12 protein-coding genes are annotated in these 19,958 nt (G+C 37.0%); 11 read left to right on the forward strand and 1 reads right to left on the reverse strand.

The features are described 5' to 3' along the window. Positions 1-4: 4 nt before the first annotated feature. Positions 5-2,149, reverse strand: coding sequence for a YccS family putative transporter (gene yccS, locus QUH73_RS08990; protein ID WP_289530107.1), 2,145 nt, complete (start codon positions 2,147-2,149; stop codon positions 5-7). Positions 2,150-2,423: 274 nt separating this feature from the next. Here yccS and QUH73_RS08995 point away from each other — a divergent pair, with 274 nt between their 5' ends. The 11 genes from QUH73_RS08995 to QUH73_RS09040 all read left to right on the forward strand — a co-directional run bounded on the left by QUH73_RS08995 (position 2,424) and on the right by QUH73_RS09040 (position 19,928). Beyond that, a complete protein-coding gene (locus QUH73_RS08995) occupies positions 2,424-3,077 on the forward strand; it encodes an HAD family hydrolase (RefSeq protein ID WP_289530108.1) in 654 nt (217 codons plus the stop codon). Between the two features lie 683 nt (positions 3,078-3,760). Beyond that, complete coding sequence (locus QUH73_RS09000; RefSeq protein WP_289530109.1) at positions 3,761-10,180, forward strand: endonuclease; 6,420 nt, start codon at positions 3,761-3,763, stop codon at positions 10,178-10,180. A 313-nt stretch (positions 10,181-10,493) separates the two neighbouring features. Then, complete coding sequence (locus QUH73_RS20880; RefSeq protein WP_442913409.1) at positions 10,494-10,610, forward strand: hypothetical protein; 117 nt, start codon at positions 10,494-10,496, stop codon at positions 10,608-10,610. A 340-nt stretch (positions 10,611-10,950) separates the two neighbouring features. After that, on the forward strand, positions 10,951-11,583 hold the full coding sequence (locus tag QUH73_RS09005; protein WP_289530110.1) for a hypothetical protein: 633 nt from the start codon (positions 10,951-10,953) through the stop codon (positions 11,581-11,583). 334 nt (positions 11,584-11,917) lie between these two features. Continuing rightward, complete coding sequence (locus QUH73_RS09010; RefSeq protein ID WP_289530111.1) at positions 11,918-12,463, forward strand: cysteine hydrolase family protein; 546 nt, start codon at positions 11,918-11,920, stop codon at positions 12,461-12,463. 125 nt (positions 12,464-12,588) lie between these two features. Further along, entirely contained in the window at positions 12,589-13,398 is an 810-nt protein-coding gene (locus tag QUH73_RS09015; RefSeq protein ID WP_289530112.1) for a helix-turn-helix domain-containing protein, read from the forward strand. 160 nt (positions 13,399-13,558) lie between these two features. Then, positions 13,559-13,948 (forward strand): VOC family protein, encoded by a 390-nt coding sequence (locus tag QUH73_RS09020; RefSeq protein WP_289530113.1) that lies wholly within the window; start codon positions 13,559-13,561, stop codon positions 13,946-13,948. A 270-nt stretch (positions 13,949-14,218) separates the two neighbouring features. Next, positions 14,219-14,818 carry an HAD family hydrolase gene (locus QUH73_RS09025; RefSeq protein ID WP_289530114.1) on the forward strand — a complete coding sequence of 200 codons (600 nt, stop codon included), beginning with the start codon at positions 14,219-14,221 and terminating at the stop codon, positions 14,816-14,818. A gap of 162 nt (positions 14,819-14,980) precedes the next feature. After that, positions 14,981-15,862, forward strand: a complete 882-nt coding sequence (locus QUH73_RS09030) for a hypothetical protein (protein ID WP_289530115.1) — start codon at positions 14,981-14,983, stop codon at positions 15,860-15,862. Positions 15,863-16,027: 165 nt separating this feature from the next. Further along, a complete protein-coding gene (locus QUH73_RS09035; protein WP_289530116.1) occupies positions 16,028-16,447 on the forward strand; it encodes a hypothetical protein in 420 nt (139 codons plus the stop codon). Between the two features lie 574 nt (positions 16,448-17,021). Further along, positions 17,022-19,928, forward strand: coding sequence for a hypothetical protein (locus QUH73_RS09040; protein ID WP_289530117.1), 2,907 nt, complete (start codon positions 17,022-17,024; stop codon positions 19,926-19,928). The last annotated feature ends 30 nt before the right edge of the window (positions 19,929-19,958 follow it).

Here is a 19,958-nt window from a genome sequence, read left to right on the forward strand (position 1 = left end):
TAATTTATTCTTGAAACAGTTCCGATGCTTCCTCCAATAACTGTTCGGTAACTTCAGCGATATTGTAAAGCAAAACCAATTTTTGGCGTTCAGTTCCCCGTTCAATTTCAGTGATTTTTTGTCCTAAATTATCAATGAATGTTTTAAGACTTTGAGTCGGGTCACAAGCTTCCGACTTTTGTAAACCACTGACAGCTTTGCTTAATTCTAATTCTATACTTCCAAACATTTCCCATTGATCATCGCTGATGTAGTTTTTGATGTCGCGGTGTGCTCCTAAGGCAGATAAATAGGATAGTAATGCATGATTTAGATAAGTTAAAGCAAAGGCATGTTTTTGAAATTTCTGATGCTTTTTTGGTTCCAGTTTCATTCCCCGCCACGATAAAGCAAGAGCATTATCAGCCTGATTTGCACGATATCTGGCAATGCGGTAATTCAAATCATCCTCATTTAATTCTTTGTATTCCTGCAAAATGGAGGTGAAATAGTTTCGGTTCTTTTCCAGGGCAGTTGAAAGTAAGTTGGGCAAACGCTTGTATTGCCAATCGGGCCACATAAAACGGACAACTATTATTGCCAAAACGGCACCAATAATAGTATCCATTACTCGTGCTTCCATAACAATAATCCCTTTTCCTGCAATCAGATTAAAAGCAGCAATTACAAACATGGTAACAAACACAACGGCTAAAGCATAGTTTTTTCGCAGCCATACAAAAAATGCATAAGCTGCTACCAGCAGTAAAATTACCTGTCCGGCAAGAGTAGGAAGTATTTGTACAAACAATACACCCGCCACTACACCACTTAGAGTTCCAATAATTCTTTCAAATAGCCGCTTTCGGGTTTCACTGTAACTTGGCTGGCATACAAATAAACTGGTTAGTAAAATCCAATATCCTTTTTCCAGATGAAAACCTAAAATCAGAAAATAACCAATCAAAAAACAGGTGCTTAACCGAATGGCATATCGAAACCTGGGATGCGACCAATTCAATTGCTCTTTTAGTTTTTGCCATAAGCTCTTGGTATCTCTGTCTACTTTTGGAAGCAATCCCGAATCTACATAGTAATTCATGCTTTGCAGTGAAAAATGAGATTGTGTAAGATTCTGGAGCAGTAAGCTAAGATTAGTACTTTTTGTTGTCGGGTTTTGCTTTTTAATTTTATCCTTCAAGGCTGCAATTGTCCATTTGAATGAAACCGGATGCTGATAGTTTGTTCCCATTAACAAGCTTTTTGAAACCTCGTGGCAGGCAAGTGATAATTGCAGTAATAATTGCCCTAAACCTTCCAGAATTTCGGTGTTGTCAGCTTCATCACTTATCAGGTCGTATCGTTCGTGACTCGAAGAGGCTCTTTCGTGCAAACTTTGCAAGAGTACAAATTTGTGCAGGTAAGGGCGTAGTTCGTTTGGATCATCTAAAGCATCGGAGTAGGAGTTGAGTACATTTTTGCATCTTTCCAACGAGTTGATGAACTGAATATTTAAGGTAGCCAACCGACCTCTGATTTTTTCCTGCGATTTGGAATCACTTGGGAAAAGCCGTGCTTTTTCCTTCATGTACAGGCTCAGATCCTCGAATCCTTGAGCCAATTGCTCTTCCAATAGTCTGTTCGGACGAAGAATAAGTAAAATAAGAGACAGTATTCCGTAACACAAGGCACCTGCAGGCAAAAGCAAAGGCTGCCAGTACCAGTTTGGCGAAATATCGGCACCTAACATGGTGTAAATGGCAACGAGCAAAGCTCCGAATGTAACGCCCCTGTATCGCTCACCCAGTCCGCCCAAAACAATAAACGTAATGGTGGAACCAATTAATCCAATGCCAAACAGAATTGGATGAGGCAGCAGTAATTCGACCGATAAACTCGAAATAATGAAACTAATAATGGTAAGAATCAGTGTTTTTACACGTCCTTTGGGATGATCATCGGTTTCGGAAAGAGCACCAGCCAGAGCACCCAACGCAAGAGTGAAACCCATATTTGCAGAACCAGCAACAACAAATGGAATCAGCAGCATACTCATGGAAATTGTTGCTTTTAGCGCCAGCAATCTGTTTGGATACCTCCATAAATTCTTAATCATGAATTCATACCATCCTTTTCCCTGAAATCTGTCAAGTGTCAATTTGTTCTTCATGTATCGGTTTTTATTTTTCAAATACAAAGATAACAGAAGCAAGTAAGTATACTGCCCGATCGTATTAATTAAGCTTTGCAATTTGCTAAATCAGTCAGCATTTAAGATCTGTAAGAGTTTTAGTAAATTCTTTTTATCCTTTAATTTAGAACTATTTTTAGAATCTAAAATCAGTCTTCCAAATATGGTTTTGTTAATTTTAAAAAATTAAAGAATAAAAAACACTTTTACCTTAGTGGAAAATTAAAAGAACAGGCGCGATAAACCAATAAATATGGCAAATAAGAAAGCAATTATATTTGATATGGATGGTGTCATAATTGACTCAGAGAAATATTGGAAACAAGCAGAATATGAAGTGTTTACTTCTTTGGGAGTTAAGGTAACTGACGAATATTCAGAAATAACAAAGTCGATGACAACATCTGAAGTTACCCAATTTTGGCATGACAAATATCCTTGGAAAAATAAAGATGCAGCAGTTGTAGAACAAATGGTTATTTCACGGGTTATTGAGCTGATTGAAACTGAAAATTGCCAAATAAATGGAGTAAAATCATTTATAGAAAAATTGAAAATAAAAAAATATAAAATTGGATTAGCAACAAATTCACCAAGCAGAATTATTCCTGTGGTTTTAAAGAAATTAGATATTTTGCATTTATTTGATTCGATATTATCGGCAGAGTTTGAAGAAAAAGGGAAGCCTGATCCTGCTGTTTATTATAGGGCTGCAGAAAAATTATTTACGAAACCGGAAGATTGCATCGTAATTGAAGATTCTTACTCTGGTATGTTGGCGGCAAAAAATGCAGGTATTACCGTTGTCGCTTTTACCAATGGAAATAAAGAAATTGAGTGTAAGATAGCGGACTATAAAATAGATAGTTTTGAAAATAATGAAATTGAATTACTAAAAATGAATTAAAATCTGTTGCTAACATTTTCTAATCTGCATTGTGGGGTTTGTGTTATGCATTGCCTCTGCTTTTTTCTTAACCGTCTTCGTCCTTCGGACACTGACACTCTTCAAAATTCGAAACGATAACTTATAATTTTCCGTTAAAAACCCATAGGCCAAGCTTGAAGTTTGGCCTTTTTTCTTGCTTTAGCAAAAATTTGACTCATATTGTGTGGCAAATAGGCTGGCCAGGAAAAAAAATGTTGAAAAGCTCCGGGAAATGTGCCGACCAATAAAAAAAGTCTTCTACTGGTTTTAGATATCTTGTACACCCTCCCCCAAAAAAATGTCTTCTATATGTAGCGCAAACCTCGTTTCGGCTAGCTAAAATCACAAACCCATCAACTATTATATTGTTCTTTTAATGCAAGAGGTTTAAAGCTCTTTATATATGTTGCTTGTTAGTGGGTTACATGCTGATAGATAGCTCGTAATCAAAAAGTGAATGTTAATCAAAAGGATACATAAACTTAACATTGATATGTTTGGGTATGAGATATTTTGTATATTTTTAGTTCTCAAAATAACCATTTTATACACGCTTCTTGAAAAGTTCATTTTCAAACTATTTTTTATTTACTACTAAGCCTATGTTTTCATTTTACACATGTAAGAGGTGGTGTCTGGTGACATTACTTACTATTTTTATGATGTCTGCTCAAGTAAGTTTTGGGCAGGGGTTAGAAGATTTTACGAACTTGCCTCTTTCGGGATCTTCATATCAAACAGGAAATTTTGAAGGGAACAATTCACAAAGCTGGAGCTATGTAAATTCCAGAGGTGACCGACCGATAAATGGAAAAGCAATTTGTTTTGGGAAAACCGACAGTTCGTTAAAAGGGGAAAATATTCCCAATGGAATTGGCAGTTTTAGCTGCAAAGTTCAAAAGGAATACACAGCAACTAACATAAGACAGGTTGAGTTATTCATTAATGGAGTTTCTGTTGGTCAATCGGAAGAAATTACCGGATTGCAGGATTTTATTGTAAATGATATTGATGTAGAGGGCATTTTTAGTCTCGAAATAAAGAATATTTCGGGAGGAGGAAAACAGGTAAGTCTTGATGATATTCAGTGGACTGCCTATGGATCTGCTCCGGTTCAAAGTTCGGCAAAGGCCATAACATCATTTGTAATTGATGGCAAAGCCGGAACCCTTAACGAAGGTGCACATACAATTAGCCTTACTTTGCCTGAATCTACTATCCTAACAGCACTTTCTCCTGAAATCGGAATATCCGATAAGGCAACTGTTTTGCCTGCAAGTGGCGCATCTCAGGATTTTACAAATCCGGTGACTTACACGGTAACAGCCGAAGATGGATCGAGCCAGGAATACGTGGTGACAGTAACTCTGGAAGTTCCTGTTGTTTCAAACATCCTGATTAATGAATTGGATTGCGATCAGGCAAGTACAGATACAAAGGAATTTGTTGAATTGTACGATGGAGGAGCCGGGAATACTTCTTTGGATGGATACATTTTGGTTTTGTACAACGGGAGCAACGATTTGTCTTATGCAACTTATGATCTTGCCGGGCAGACTACCAACGCACAAGGCTTTTTTGTAATCGGAAGTACCGAGGTTGCAAATGTAAATTTGTCTCCGTCAGGTTTCTCTCTTCAGAATGGTGCCGATGCTGTTGCCTTGTATAAAGCTCCGGCAGCAGATTTTCCAAATAATACAGCTGTAACAACAGAGAATGTAGTCGATTTTGTAGTTTATGATACTGATGATGCCGATGATGCTGGGTTGTTGGTAGGAATAATCGAAGGCGGACAAATTAATGAGAATGCTTCGGGCGACATGGTAAATCATTCCATATACCGGGCAAGCGACGGAGAAGGCGGAGCGAGAAATACAACGGCTTTTATCGCCGGAATTCCAACTCCCGGAAAATCAAATACCAGCACTGGTACTGCAACAACAGTCCAATTGGCTTTATCTGCCACAACAGCCAGCGAAGCCGATCAAACAGTAATTACTTTAACAGCAACCGCAAATGAAGCGGTAAGCGAAAGCCAGACTCTTGACGTAACTATTTCCGGAACGGGAATTACAGCCGGAGATTACACGCTGTCGGTAACACAATTCACATTTGCAGCAGGCGAAAGTACTGCAACTGCCAGTCTTACCATTGTTGATGATGCCGATGTTGAGGGCACCGAGAGCATGACGGTTTCTATTTCGAATCCTTCTGCAGGAATTCAGCTGGGAACAACGGTTAGTGCAGTTCTTAGCATAACAGATAATGATAGTGCAGCTAATGATGGAACGGAAACGAGCCCTTTCACCATAAACGAGGCTTTGGCTTTGTCCGAAACTTCTGCCGAGTATTATGCCTATGGTTATATTGTTTCGGTGGGTACTGATTTTGAAGCACCATTTACAAACGCTTACTATATTTCTATTGCTGATTCTCAGGATGAGACCAATTTTGACCATTGCCTGAATCTTAAATTGGAAGCAGGAGTAAATCGTGATACCTGGAATTTACAGGATCATCCTGAAAATTTGGGCAAACAAATTAAATTCAACGGTTTTAGAGATACGTACAGTGGTCATGCTTCCTTCGAAGGAAATTCGGTAATTGTTAATTTATCAGGGGAACCAACATTGGCTTCTGTAAATTTGGCTTTATCTGCCACAATAGCCAGCGAAGCCGATCAAACAATAATTACTTTAACAGCCACCGCAAGTGAAGCGGTAAGTGAAAGCCAGACTCTTGACGTAACTATTTCCGGAACGGGAATTACAGCCGGAGATTATACACTGTCAGCAACACAATTCACATTTGCAGCAGGCGAAAGTACTGCAACTGCCAGTCTTACGATTGTTGATGATTCGGATGTTGAGGGCACCGAGAGCATGACGGTTTCCATTACGAATCCTTCAGCAGGAATTCAGTTGGGAACAACAGTAAGTGCTTCAATTAGTATTACTGATAATGATGGAAGCACTGGAAGCATTTTGGCTAACTACGTTTATTTGGCTCCGGAAACCAATGGTGATGGAAGTATTGTAGTGAACCTAACACCAAAAGAATATGTACAGACAGTAAGTCCAAGTCATCACATGGGAAGTGTGAAAATTCCGGCCGATTATTACAGCAGTGCTGTTGGATCTACCGGCAGTACATTGCGCGATGAAATTCATACCATAATTGAGACCGGAGCTGAAGCGCAATCTTACAGCACCGTTTGGAACATGTGTGAAGATGGCGATCAGAATCCGAAAGATGCTTCTCAAGTCTGGCAAATGTATATTGAAGAAGGTATTGCTAAAACAGCTCACGTATCGGGTAGTACAGGATGGAACAGAGAACACACATGGGCAAAGTCGCATGGCGGTTTTGGAACTGCAAATGGTCCGGGAACCGATGGTCATCACCTAAGAGCTACCGATGCTCAGGAGAATAGTGTACGTGGCAGTCGCGATTTTGCCGATGAGGCTCCGGGATATACTCCACCTAAATCGGCAAGAGGTGATGTTGCCCGTATGATTTTTTACATGGCAACCCGTTGGGATATGACCGTTGATGATCAGTGTAAGGAAACAGAGAGTGCTGCCCGTCATGGAAAGCTGTCCGATTTATTGAAATGGCACGAGGAAGATCCTGTTGATCCGTATGAAGTAAGAAGAAACAATGTGATTTACGGATATCAGCACAATAGAAATCCATTTATTGACCATCCTGAATTGGTGCAGTACATTTTTGGAGAAGCCAAGGCGCAGGCATGGAATGGCGGAATTGGTACAGAGCCAGCTAAGATTAAGATTACTGGGACATTGGCTGATTTTGGTATGGTGAAATTTGGTGAAGAGTCGTCCGTTCAGACTTTTACTGTATCGGCAAATTCCTTAACCGAAAATGTAAGCATAACATCTCCGCAGCACTTCCTGATATCCAAAGACGGCACCAACTATTCTTCCTCTTTGGTTTTAGCCACTGCCGATGGAACTATTGCAGAGACCACAATATCTGTGAAATTTGTTCCTGAATCGGCTGTTGCAGCAAAGGTGACAGGAGATCTGAAAATAACAAGCGGCGAAAACTCCAAGTCGATAGCTGTATCGGGTACTGAGGGAGATGCGGCATTGGTTCCTCTTGCATTTTTACATGAGGATTTCGAAACGGATACGCACAGCAATTGGATTTTGAAATCGGAAATTGGTTCTCGTAATTGGGCAATAACAGAATTTTCAAGTAATAAGTACATGCAAATGTCGGCCTACAAAGCCACTGGTGAAGTGGTTTCGTGGTTAATTTCTCCTGAATTGGATCTGGATGCCTATAATAATGAGAAGCTGACTTTTAAAACCAAGAATGGTTATTTTAAGGGACTTGCCTTAGAAGTGTTGATTTCGACAGATTACGATGGCGGTGATGTAAGCGCAGCCACCTGGCAAAAATTGGATGCAGCAATTGATGAAAGAAATAATACTGCTTATGGAGCCGACTTTGTAGAATCCGGCGATATCGATTTGTCAGCATACGAAGGAACAGCATACATCGCTTTTAAATATACCGGCGACGGCAGTTCTGTTACTACAACCTATCAGGTAGATGATGTGGTGGTTGAAGGAAATAAAATTCCACTAACAGGAAGTTTGTCAAGCAATCTTATTGCTGATTTGGAATTTCCGTTTACAGAAGTTGGCGCGGTTAGTGAGCCTATGTTATATGAATTAAATTTCGATAAAATAGAGGGAGATATTAGCATTCAGGCCAGCGATAATTATGAAATTTCTTTAGATGGAAGTACTTATGAATCAAAGCTAAATATTGATCAATCAGAAGTTTCGCCTGTATTGATTACGGTTCGTTTTGCTCCAAAAACAGCTGTGATTAATGGATCTGCAGGAACGATTACTCACAAAGCAAAAGCGGCTGAATCGCTAGTTGTCGCTGTAAGCTCTTTGGCATCAACCGAAATTGCTGACGCTTCAACTTTGGGTAGAGATAAAACACTGGATATTGTATCGTGGAATGTGGAGTGGTTTGGATCTCCAACAATGTCGAAACATGCATCTTCCTTCGATGAGCAGTTGACTGCTGTTTCTGAGAAAATTATTGAATTGGATGCCGATATTTATGCCATTCAGGAATTGGTTTCCGATAATGTAAATGGTGATTTTCTGCAGCCTCTGGTCGAGAAGTTGAATGTTTTGGCAGGAGAGGATTTGTATGCCGCCAGTATGGGACCAAGATATTCTCACGACGACTCAGCACCAAGTACAGACTATCCGGCTCAGCGCATTTGTTACATCTACAACCAAACAACAGTGAGTAACTTAGGCGATTTCTCGATGTTTTCGGATTTATACCCCGACACATCTACTGCTTCCATTGATGGGTACACAGGCGATGCGTCCGGTTTTTGGGCTTCGGGACGTTTGCCATATCTATTCGAAGCAGAGGTATTTATTGATGGCATGAAAGAGAACATCAAGTTGGTGAACATTCACGCCAAGTGTTGTCAGGATAGTCATTCCCGAAAATTGGCTGATGCTAAATTTTTAGTGAATGAGTTGAATACGAACTATTCCAACGACAATTTGGTGATTCTGGGTGATTACAACGATTATTTAGAAGGAAGTATGACCAGCGGGGCTTCCTCTCCTTATGCATCATGGTTCGAAACCAAAGATTATTTCGATCATGTAATCACTTCAAGTACCAATATCGATCACATTACCATTTCCAATGAATTGTACGATGAATATCAGGTTCTGACCAACAATACAAGCGAGGAGAATGTCAGCATATCCGATCATCATCCGATATTACTGCGGTTAAAATTGCGTTCAGATAAAATCAGTAAAAAATCGCAAACGATCACTTTCGATGCTCTTGCTGACAAAACCTATGGCGATCCATCTTTCGAATTGCAGGCAAGTGCATCATCAGGACTGGAAGTAAGCTTCGAACTGGTATCAGGCCCGGCAACTCTATCCGGAAAAGAACTGACGCTTACCGGAGCCGGAACCGTTGTTGTAAAAGCAGTGCAGGCAGGTGATGACAACTACGAAGCGGCAGAAGCAGTAAGCAAAACGTTTACTGTAAATAAAGCTTTTCAGGATATCGCTTTCGCGGATCTGGCTGACAAAACCTATGGCGATGCAGCTTTTGAATTGGAGGCAAGTGCATCATCAGGACTGGAAGTAAGCTTCGAACTGGTATCAGGCCCGGCAACCCTATCTGGAAAAGAACTGACACTTACCGGAGCCGGAACAGTTGTTGTAAAAGCAGTGCAGGCAGGTGATGACAACTACGAAGCGGCAGAATCGGTAAGCAGAACATTTACAGTTGTTGGAAGTAAAGAAAATCAAACCATTACTTTCGCGGCTCTTGCAGATAAAACTTACGGTGATCCTGCTTTCGAATTGGTGGCAAGTGCATCATCAGGATTGGAAGTAAGCTTCGAACTGGTATCAGGCCCGGCAACTTTATCCGGAAAAGAACTGACACTTACCGGAGCCGGAACCGTTGTTGTAAAAGCAGTGCAGGCAGGTAATGATAATTACGAAGCGGCAAGTGAATCCCGCAGTTTTGAGGTTTTTAAAGCAAGTCAGTCAATTACATTCGATGCTGTAGAAGGATTGATTGTTGTGGGAGAGCCAATTCAATTGAGTGCCGTTTCTTCGGAAGGTTTAACGGTTGCTTTCGAGCTGTTGGAAGGTAGTGGTGAACTTAATGGATCCATACTAACACCAACATTACCAGGCGAATTTAAAGTTCGGGCTCATCAGGATGGCAACGCTAATATTGGATCCGCCGAAGAATTTCAGTTTTTTACTGTAAGCCAGCCAACAGGATTGAAAGAGATTTTTGAGAAAATTGTTAAGATTTATCCAAATCCATCACGCGATTTTGTGAGTATCGATTTACCCGATGCCGATGTGATTAAAATCTTAATCTTGAATAATCATGGGCAGGTAGTGAAAACCATACAGCCTCACGAGAAACACAGAATTAATATTCAGGATCTGGTTTCTGGAACTTATTTTATATCCATTCAAACAGATCAATTTATAGTAACGAAACGACTCATGGTCGTTCGTTAATAATCTAAGGAGGGTGGCATTAGCCACCCTTTTTTATTCCCTGCAGACCAAGCTGATAGCTTGGTCTGTTTTTTTTAGTCTTCTTTGTATTTTATTCTTTATTATTTTTTTGTTAAACGATGTTAGTTTCGTAGATTCGCGGACTGAATATCATAAGTGTTTGTAGGTTGCTAGATACACTTTTGGTATAAATACAAACTAAATCAAGCCCATGGCTTTATTTAGAAGTTGTGCTTCATGCTAAAAAGACGCAACAGCGTAATATATTAATTTATTTTAAATGATATAAAAGCAACAGGATATGATATATGAAATGAGAATTTACACTGTTAAAGTTGGGAAAATGAACCAATACATAAAACATTTTGAGAAAATAGGGCTTCCCATTATCTCTAAATATTCAAAATTGATATCTGAAAAAATAAATTAAGTAAAAGCACTTAAGCACAACATTTAGTATAAGTAATGGCAGGGGAAGTCCAAATAATAAGATTTGTAGTCCGCTCAAACTTCATCACGCTTTGACAGTAACGTACCACGAAATCTGCTACTGCTTATACAATTTACCATTAACCATTATTAGAAAAACGAAACGAATGAACAATATGCCTAGAAAAATAAAATTCTCAACCACACTTAACATCTTGAAAAAGAAACCGATTCCAATGCTTTTTGGCTTTCTTTTTACTCTAATTCCATTATTCCTTGTTATTGTTTTATCGATAGTGTTTTCGTCATTTGGAAACGACACGCCCGAAATTGATTATGAATTGATAAATTTACAGGGAAAAGAAACCACTGCTGAAATAACGGACATTGAAACTCAATATAATGTGACGATTAATGGAGTTCACCCAACAATAATTTCATACAAATATTCAGAGAATGGAAAAGAAATTGAATCTAAATATAAAGTTCTGGAAGAAAGAAAAATAGAAAATTTAGAAATTGGAGATGATATTGAAATCAAAGAACTTGATGGAAATTCAATAGTAAAAGACTTAAAACCATATGGATTTTCAATTTGGTTCTTTTTACTTATACCAATCCCATTTCTGATTATTGGATTGCCTTTTTTAATCTATTCAATCTTACACTTGAAAAAGGAACTCAAACTCTACAAATTCGGAAAAGTATCAAAAGGAAAAATAGTTTCTATGATGCTAAAATCCGGACTTCCTGTTTTTAATTTTGGACAAGGAATTATTGTGCATTATGAATATGAAACAAGAAGCGGAAATAAAGTTATTGGAGAATCCTTTACAACAGACTTTTCGATTATGAGTGATAAAAAGAACGACGATTTTGTTCCGATTTTCGTGTCTGTTGAAAATGAGGAGAAGTCTTGTGTTGTTCCTAAATTGCAGTCATTGAGAAATAATTGGAACATTGATTTTGAATAAAACAACAATGGCTGAAAACGGTAACCCTTGCACAACCGATTACTATTTCTAAAAAATAAGATGAAAGCTTTAAAAGCTTGCTGATCAGCGAGCTTTTAAAGCTTCTTTTTTAGGTTCAAAATCCAGAAACTTTAAATTCTTGAGCAGGGGTGAAAGTGACCCAAATGCGAACCTCAATTCTATTTATAAATAAAAGCTTTTTCAATTTTTATGCATCCTTAAAGCCGCTATATTTAAAACTTAATTGAGCAGTTTGATTCGTTTTTTAGACAGACTGACCTTGTGTGCCATGCAACTCTCAGACACATAGTATTTAAAATTGAAATGGATAAAAATGAAAAAAGCACTGATTATAATAGATATTCAGAATGATTATTTTGAAAATGGAACAATGACTCTTGTTCATTCGGATAAAGCCTGCCGGAAAGCAAAACTTCTTTTAGACAAATTTAGAGCAGAGGCATTACCCGTAATTTTTATTCAGCACATTGCAACACGGCCTGATGCATTATTCTTTTTACCAAATACAAAAGGAGCAGAAATTCATCAGACAATCAGTCCTTTAAAAAGTGAGAAGATAGTAGTTAAACATTATCCAAATAGTTTCAGAGAAACAGACCTAATGCAATATCTTGAAGAAACACAAACAACTGACTTGGTAATATGTGGTATGATGACCCATATGTGCGTTGATGCAACAACAAGAGCCGCAAAAGATTTTGGATTTAATATCTCTGTTATTGGTGATGCTTGTGCAACAAAAGATTTAGAATACAATGGAAAAATTGTTGAAGCCAATGAAGTTCAGAATAGTTTTTTATCAGCATTAAATTATTTTTATTCAACAGTGCAAACCACAGAGGAGTATTTAAATCAATAATTAGGTGACTATGTTTATCGTATACCTACAACTGAGTTTACTCCATCTATGACGAGTGATGAATTAAAATTTCTTTTAGAAAAGCACGACCGAACAACAGCTTGTTTGTAATTAAAAAAAACGAATTGCTGACTATAAAAATACATAAAGCTGAACTATTTCCAGATTTGATTGATAGAATTTGGGTTGCAGAGAATAAGGAAACAGAAGTGGAATTAATGATTCCACCAAACCAGTACGTTAACTTAATTTTTTCACTGAATCATTCTGCATACAAACGAGATGAAATATTAATTGAAGCCCCGCAAATAGAAGGCATTTCTACTAAAAACACAGTATTAGTTTATCCCGCCGGGACTAAAATAATTGGAGTAAGATTTTTTGCCTTTGGTTTATATCCTTTTATTCAGATTCAAGGAAAAAAGCTAATTAATAATTCAATTTATTACCCTCTTGAAACAAAAGAAATAAAGGGCATTCTTAATTGTTCTGTTAGTGATTCGGATACTGTATTAATTGAGAAGGTTTACGAACTGTTAAGTGATTTATATTGCGAAAAATTACATGATGCAGTTTTTACAATAATGGATTTTTACAAACAATTCAGGTGGAATGATGAGGCATGTTTTATTGAAGATTATTGCAAAAGAACAGGAACAAATTATACAACGCTAAACAGAAGTTTTACCCAAATTGTTGGAATCACTCCTAAGAAATTTGAGAGACTGATTAAATTTCGCAAATCGCTTTGCAGTTTGATTGACAGTAAGGATAATTTGACCTCAATAGGATCAAATTCAGGATATTTCGACCAGGCACACTTCATTCGTGAATTTAAAATGTTTGTAAACCAAACACCGTCAGCTTATCAAGCATTAATAAAATTGGCTGATAAGCAGAGCAAAATCATCAATTATAACTTTAAATTATTTTAACCTGTTTAAAATATACAATTTCTTAAATTTAGTACCCCTTACCTTTGCGCTGTAATTATAATTTAAAACAGTATGAAACGACCATTCAAAAAGAGTTACACACAGGATAATGAGTGTAATTTGGGAGTTCCATCTAACAAAAACTTAAAATTATAAGCAGATGAAAATAGAACATATAGCAATTTGGGTACAAGATTTAGAAGAAGTAAAAGAATTTTACATCAAGTATTTTGAAATGAAGTGTGGTGAAAAATACACCAACACTAAAAAGAACTTTTCTTCCTGTTTTTTATCATTCGAAGGATCTTCAACCCGAATAGAAATTATGCACAAACCTGATATTACGGACTTAGGTGGAGAACATTCCATTTCTTTTGGATTAACTCATTTTTCAATATCAGTTGGGAGTAAAAGGAAAGTTGATAAACTAACCGAACAATTACGTATTGATGGATATAAAATTGTGGGAGAGCCAAGAACTACAGGTGATGGCTTTTATGAGAGTGTTATTGAAGATAGTGAAGGCAATTGGGTTGAAATAACGGAATAATTATGAAACACCCATGTAAAAGGCTTTACACACAGGAAGGTGGTTGCAATTTGGGTGTTCCATGTGACAACTTAAAAACAAATTATAAACATATGAAACGTCCACGTATAAAGCTTTCTGCACACAGGGAGATGATTATGTGGTAAGTTCCATCTGACAAAAACTTAAAATTATAAACAGATGAAACACCCATGTAAAAGGCTTTACACACAGGAAGATGGTTGCAATTTGGGTGTTCCATGTGACAACTTAAAAACAAATTATAAACAGATGAAAATAAAAAACATAATATTTGATTTTGGAGGTGTACTGATTGATTGGAATCCGAGATACCTTTATCGCAATGTATTTCAGGATGAAGTAGAAATGGAATACTTTTTAAAGGAAGTTTGCAGCACCGAATGGAATATCCAGCAAGATGCAGGTCGCTCATTAGATGAAGCAACTGAAGAATTAGTAAAAAAATTCCCTCAATACGAAAAAGAGATTAGGAATTATTATTCTGATTGGGCAAAAATGATTAGAGGAGCAATCGAAGAAAATGCGGCTCTAATAAAGGATTTGAAAGATAAATATCGCTTATTTGGACTCACGAATTGGTCGGCTGAAACATTTCCGATAGTATTTGATCAATATTCTTTTTTTAAGGAATTAGAAGGTATAGTAGTTTCAGGAACAGAGAAAATTATAAAACCTGATGCACGGATATATCAATTGTTACTTACCCGATATGGATTAACAGCGAATGAATCATTATTTATTGATGACAATCAGGAGAATATTGATGCAGCAAACAGACTTGGTTTTAATACAATACCTCTGTTAAAGGGAGTAAATTTGAAAGATGAACTTGAACGTTTAGGATTGTAAAAACTATACACATATTTTGTATAGGCAATGGCAGAAAAAATGCTGATTTCAAGCTTCGAAGCCCGCATCAACCTTTTTGTAACCTGACAGGAAAGCAGCCTGCAGTTCTCAACGATTTCATGCCACCAAACGTTATGCCACATACAACAAGACCCATACTAAATGGATAAATTTATAGAAAGTATCGATAAACAGATAGAATTTAATCAAGGGAAAAATATCTTCCTTGATAAGCCTGAAATGTTTCGCTTTATTAACGAAACAATTAATGCAATCTCGAACATAAATGAAATAAACAGTGATTCTGAAAAGTTTTTAGTCGATTATGCTGCCGATAAAGCCATTGAAGAGTTTTGCAGAGTAAACCAATACTATTCATTTGATACAAAATCAAAAATTGAGCTGAGAAATATTTACACCTGTTTATTTGCAGATATCCGGACAGGAATGATTTCTACAGAAAATATTTCAAAAAATCATTACAAAAGGCTAAAAGACTGGATTAAAAACAGCAATTCATTTGCCGAAAAAATTTATTTGAATGCCGGTTCTAAAGTTGAACCTGTTGTCTGCTCAGAATACAGTCCCGGTTTGCAAATTGAGATTCTGCAAATTGAAACGACACAATTAAAAGAGCCGGTTTTAGATATAGGTTGTGGAAAACAAGGAAATTTAGTCAATTACTTATGTGAGAATGGCATTGACACATATGGTATCGACCGGTTTTCTTTCACAAGTAATAATCTTTTCAATTTTGATTGGTTGGAATATGATTATGGAATAGAAAAGTGGGGAGCAATAATCAGTAATCTTGGATTTTCCAATCATTTTAAGCACCATAATTTAAGAGAAGATGGAAACTATATTGGGTATGCAAAAAAGTATATGGAAATATTAAAATCACTTAAAATAGGAGGTGCCTTTTATTATGCGCCCGACTTGCCATTTATTGAGCAATATCTTGATTCCAGACAATTTAGGATTGATAAAAAAGAAATTGGTGAATATGATTTTAAAACAACAAAAATAACACGATTAAAATAGAGCACGACACCATACCATCAACCGCAGACGAAATTGAAAACACGGGAATTGAATAACGATTTACGGTTCATCGTGAAAAAGTAAAATAAGACATCAAACTTAATTATGTATTGCTGCTTTTTTTTTATATTTGCAGACTTTATTTTTTACATAAAACATTCAATAATGAAGACTTTAAAATATTTGGTATTGTTTTTTATCACAATTGCCATTTGCTCGTGTGATAAAGATGACAATGAAATTTCAAAAGCTGATTTCAGTGTACTTGGAATCACAAGCATAAGTGTAAATAACATTGCATACAGCATTGATGACAATCTGTTGTTAAAATTAGAAGATTCAAAGAATATTGCTGTTACAGGAAGCCAAATTACAGAATCCACCAAACACTGTGTAATAGAATATTCAGTACTGTCAACTACAAAAGAAACGCCTTTTGTTTCAGCAAAGAGTTCTTGTTCAGGCGTATCTGTTAATGTTGATTCAAATACCACCTCTGATGGAATAACGAGCATTGTTTTAACTGTTAGCAGAAGTGAGTACAAGGAACAGGCAATCTATAAATTTAATTTTGTAAAAATTTAAATAGATTTTTGTAATTGCAAAAGGTGGAGAAAGCCGAAAAAGTGGTTTCAAAAAATTATCAGTATAAAAGTGAACGGTCAGGCTCCCAGCCTGACTTTTTTTTGTCCAATCAAAAAGTTGACTCGTATGAGTTTCAGATGAGTCGTCCAAACAAAAAGTTGATGCATTTCTCAGGGAAATAAGTCGTCCAAACAAAAAGTTGATGCATTTCTCAGGAAAATAAGTCGTCCAAACAAAAAGTTGACGCATTTCTCAGGGAAATAAGCCGTCCAAACAAAAATATGACGTATTTCTCAGGGAAATAAGCCGTCCAAACAAAAAGTTGACGCATTTCTCAGGGAAATAAGCCGTCCAAACAAAAAGATGACGTATTTCTCAGGGAAATAAGTCGTTCAAACAAAAAGTTGACGCATTTCTCAGGGAAATAAGCCGTCCAAACAAAAAGATAAGCTTTCCAAGCAAAAAGATGGAGAATGTTCACAAAGCTGGTGTCTAAGCCTTTAATTTATACTGGTGCTGGCATATCGGGTATTTTTCGTAATTTGAATTATTGTAATTACTGACCACATAAGCCATGTACACTAAATATTCATCAAAATTACTAAGTTCTCTTCAACCGATAGAGGGCATGATATCTACTTTACAGGAAACGCTTGGTTCAATTGAGCAAAACAAGGCTGTTTCTGATAATTATTCCGATTACCAAAAATACAGCGAAGAATTTAAGAAATACGTTCACGGGTATTTTAATGATTTAAATAAGTTTGACGTTTCGGAGTTTTTCGATCAGTTTGCAGAGATTAAAGAATACATTTCCGGTTTTGAAGAGCAGGTTGAAGAATTTCAGGATAAGGACCGGTTTTATGCTTTGCCTTCGGATGGCTTTTTTTTGAAAACAAGAAAACTGGGGAAGTTGTTTTTTCTTAAGATGAATTGGGGATTGCTGGGTGTCAGAAATCAATTCCGATCCTTATTTAAAAAAGAGCCAATTCCTAAAAATTACCGGAAACACAAAATTCATCGCCGGCAATTGGCCGAACTGATTTATTTTGTGCGCTTTTTAGAGGATGTGAACTCGATTGTTGAGGATGTACTTTCATTCCGGCAGGATATTTTTCAAAGTATCAAGTCAATTGATCAGCAAATTGAAAACAACCTGCTTGCAAACAGCAAATGGATCGAAAATGATTTTGCTTTGCAGTTAACAGAACTAAGCAAACAGATTGATGCCAAACAAATTGAAATTGAGCTGAAATTTAAGGGGTTAAAAGAAGCTCTGGATTTGCTGTATGCCGAATTACATGCGAAAACAGGTACCCTTGAGTTTCCGGCCGGCAAAATTCAATCGGGGAAGCTGACGAAAAAAGCAGATGCTTGTATAAAAAAGCAGGAGAAATTATTTACGAATTACAACAGTCGTGTGTTTGCTTTGTTTGAGCATTGGCGGCTTGTTTACGAAATTCGTTTTTCAAATTTATCCGTTACAAATATTTTCAATCAACACGAAGCTAAGTTAGAAAGCACTTTGGAAGAGGTTTTACTTGGCGAGGATTCTTTTTTTGTGAGTGTTTTGGAAACTGCTCTTAAAAAAATTAAGAACGAAAGCGATTTGCAGGATGTTGAAGATAATTTGCTGACAAAACAATTGCTGGCCGGGAGAATTCCAGCCTATATTGAGAAATTAATGGAAACGGATTTTGCTCCGTATTTTGATCTTTTGCAATTGGAATGTTCCAAAGAATTTGAAAACATACCGTCAAGCTATTTACTGCCATATAAAAAGGGCTGGCATAAAGATTTAGGCTCAATAAAATTGAGGGAAACCAATGTGAATAATATTGTAGTTGGCTGCATCGGGGAATCGATCGATAGTCCTCTTACGATTCAAAAAAACACTTTGGTAAACGGCATTCATCAGTCCATAGCAAACACAAGCGAATTGGCAGGTATTGTGGAATATGCCTTGGAATACTACAATGCCAGTGATCTTGAGAATGGAAGCAAACAGCTTTCTGAATTTGGAGAAGGCATTGAACGCGCCGTGCAGAAAGTAAGAGAAAATAAGCAGTACAATACCCGGCTGTCAACGGATGTGCTGGAACAAATCGATAGAATTAATGCCAATTTCATATCTGAAATTACAATGGCAACCACTCTTGATAATCTGGATCAGAAACAGACGGAGATGATTCGGAAAAAAAGAATCAGGGATGCTAAAAATGTTTTGCGTAGCAGTCTGGCTTTTTTCAAAGAAAAATTCAGCAAATCACAAGCCCAAATTCTTGATTTAATTAAGCAGGGGCGGTTAAAATATACGGCCTACCGCGAAGTTTTGGGTTTGTCGGAAAAAAAGGAAACCATTGGCAGTGAATTATCCAATTACTTATCGGAAACAGAAATTTCCATTGCCCGCCTGCCTTTGATGTATCAGCGCTTATTTCGAATTGCGCCCATTGCAAATGCTAAATTTAGAATTGAGAGACCTAAGGTGATTCAACAGCTCGAAATTGCTTACAGTAACTGGACAAACGGGAAGTTTGCCCCCACTTGTCTGGTAGGAGAGGCGGGGAGTGGAATCACTTCTATGGTAAGTGTTTTTAAGGAGAAATTTGGACATCAGTACGCTTTTTACAGATTCGACCTGGATCGTAAAATCAGCAGTGAAGAAGATTTTATTCTGTTTTTACAAACTGTTTTTGCTGATTTGGAATTCAATTCGATGGACGGATTGATTGAGGAAATTCAGAATTTGAAGGGGCGAAGAATAGTTGTAATAGAGAATGTGCATCAATTATTTCTGCGTAAACTTCATGGTTTTAAAAATCTATCGGAGTTTTTTAGACTGATATCACAAACCAATTCCCAGATTTTTTGGTTGAGCACTTGCTTGCTTTATACCTACAAGTATCTTAATTACACCTTAAAAATGAGCGATTATTTTGGATATGTGGTGAATCTGGATAGCTTGAACAAGGAGCAGTTAACCGAGATCATTATTAAACGGCATAAGTTTAGCGGCTTTAAACTTAACTTTTTGCCACCGAAAGAATTTCACCCAAAACGATCGTATAAGAGAATGTCGGAGGCAGAGAAACAGGCGTATTTAGAGCAGGATTACTTTAACCGCCTGTACAAATTTGCACAGAACAATCTATCCCTGGCACTAATTTTCTGGATGAGATCGATTGTAAGTGTTGAGGATAATATTTTTCATTTGCAGTACAAACATCTGGAGTATTCTTTTTTCAACACGCTTAGCACCTCTCAAATTACCACTTTGCATGCATTGGTTCTTCACGGGGGACTTTTACTCGGCGAGCATGCTGCTGTTTTTTCCTGGCAAAAGGAGGAAAGTTTTGCTCATTTAATGGTGCTTACCGACGATGGAATTTTAATTAAAAGAAATGAAGTGTATTTTATAAACCCATTACTTTACAGACAGATTTCAGATCACCTGGCTGTTTTGAATTACATACACTAAAGGCATTGAAGAATAGAAAATAATTACAGA

The sequence above is a fragment of the Labilibaculum sp. K2S genome (assembly GCF_030372765.1).
GTDB lineage: Bacteria > Bacteroidota > Bacteroidia > Bacteroidales > Marinifilaceae > Labilibaculum.

Bases quoted from the DNA above. Each gene is read 5' to 3' on its own strand.
- QUH73_RS09035 (WP_289530116.1), top strand. From the start codon at position 16,028: ATGAAGACTTTAAAATATTTGGTATTGTTTTTTATCACAATTGCCATT.
- QUH73_RS09030 (WP_289530115.1), top strand. From the start codon at position 14,981: ATGGATAAATTTATAGAAAGTATCGATAAACAGATAGAATTTAATCAA.
- QUH73_RS09000 (WP_289530109.1), top strand. From the start codon at position 3,761: ATGTCTGCTCAAGTAAGTTTTGGGCAGGGGTTAGAAGATTTTACGAAC.
- QUH73_RS09010 (WP_289530111.1), top strand. From the start codon at position 11,918: ATGAAAAAAGCACTGATTATAATAGATATTCAGAATGATTATTTTGAA.
- QUH73_RS09020 (WP_289530113.1), top strand. From the start codon at position 13,559: ATGAAAATAGAACATATAGCAATTTGGGTACAAGATTTAGAAGAAGTA.
- QUH73_RS08995 (WP_289530108.1), top strand. From the start codon at position 2,424: ATGGCAAATAAGAAAGCAATTATATTTGATATGGATGGTGTCATAATT.
- QUH73_RS09040 (WP_289530117.1), top strand. From the start codon at position 17,022: ATGTACACTAAATATTCATCAAAATTACTAAGTTCTCTTCAACCGATA.
- QUH73_RS09025 (WP_289530114.1), top strand. From the start codon at position 14,219: ATGAAAATAAAAAACATAATATTTGATTTTGGAGGTGTACTGATTGAT.
- QUH73_RS20880 (WP_442913409.1), top strand. From the start codon at position 10,494: ATGAGAATTTACACTGTTAAAGTTGGGAAAATGAACCAATACATAAAA.
- yccS (WP_289530107.1), bottom strand. From the start codon at position 2,149: ATGAAGAACAAATTGACACTTGACAGATTTCAGGGAAAAGGATGGTAT.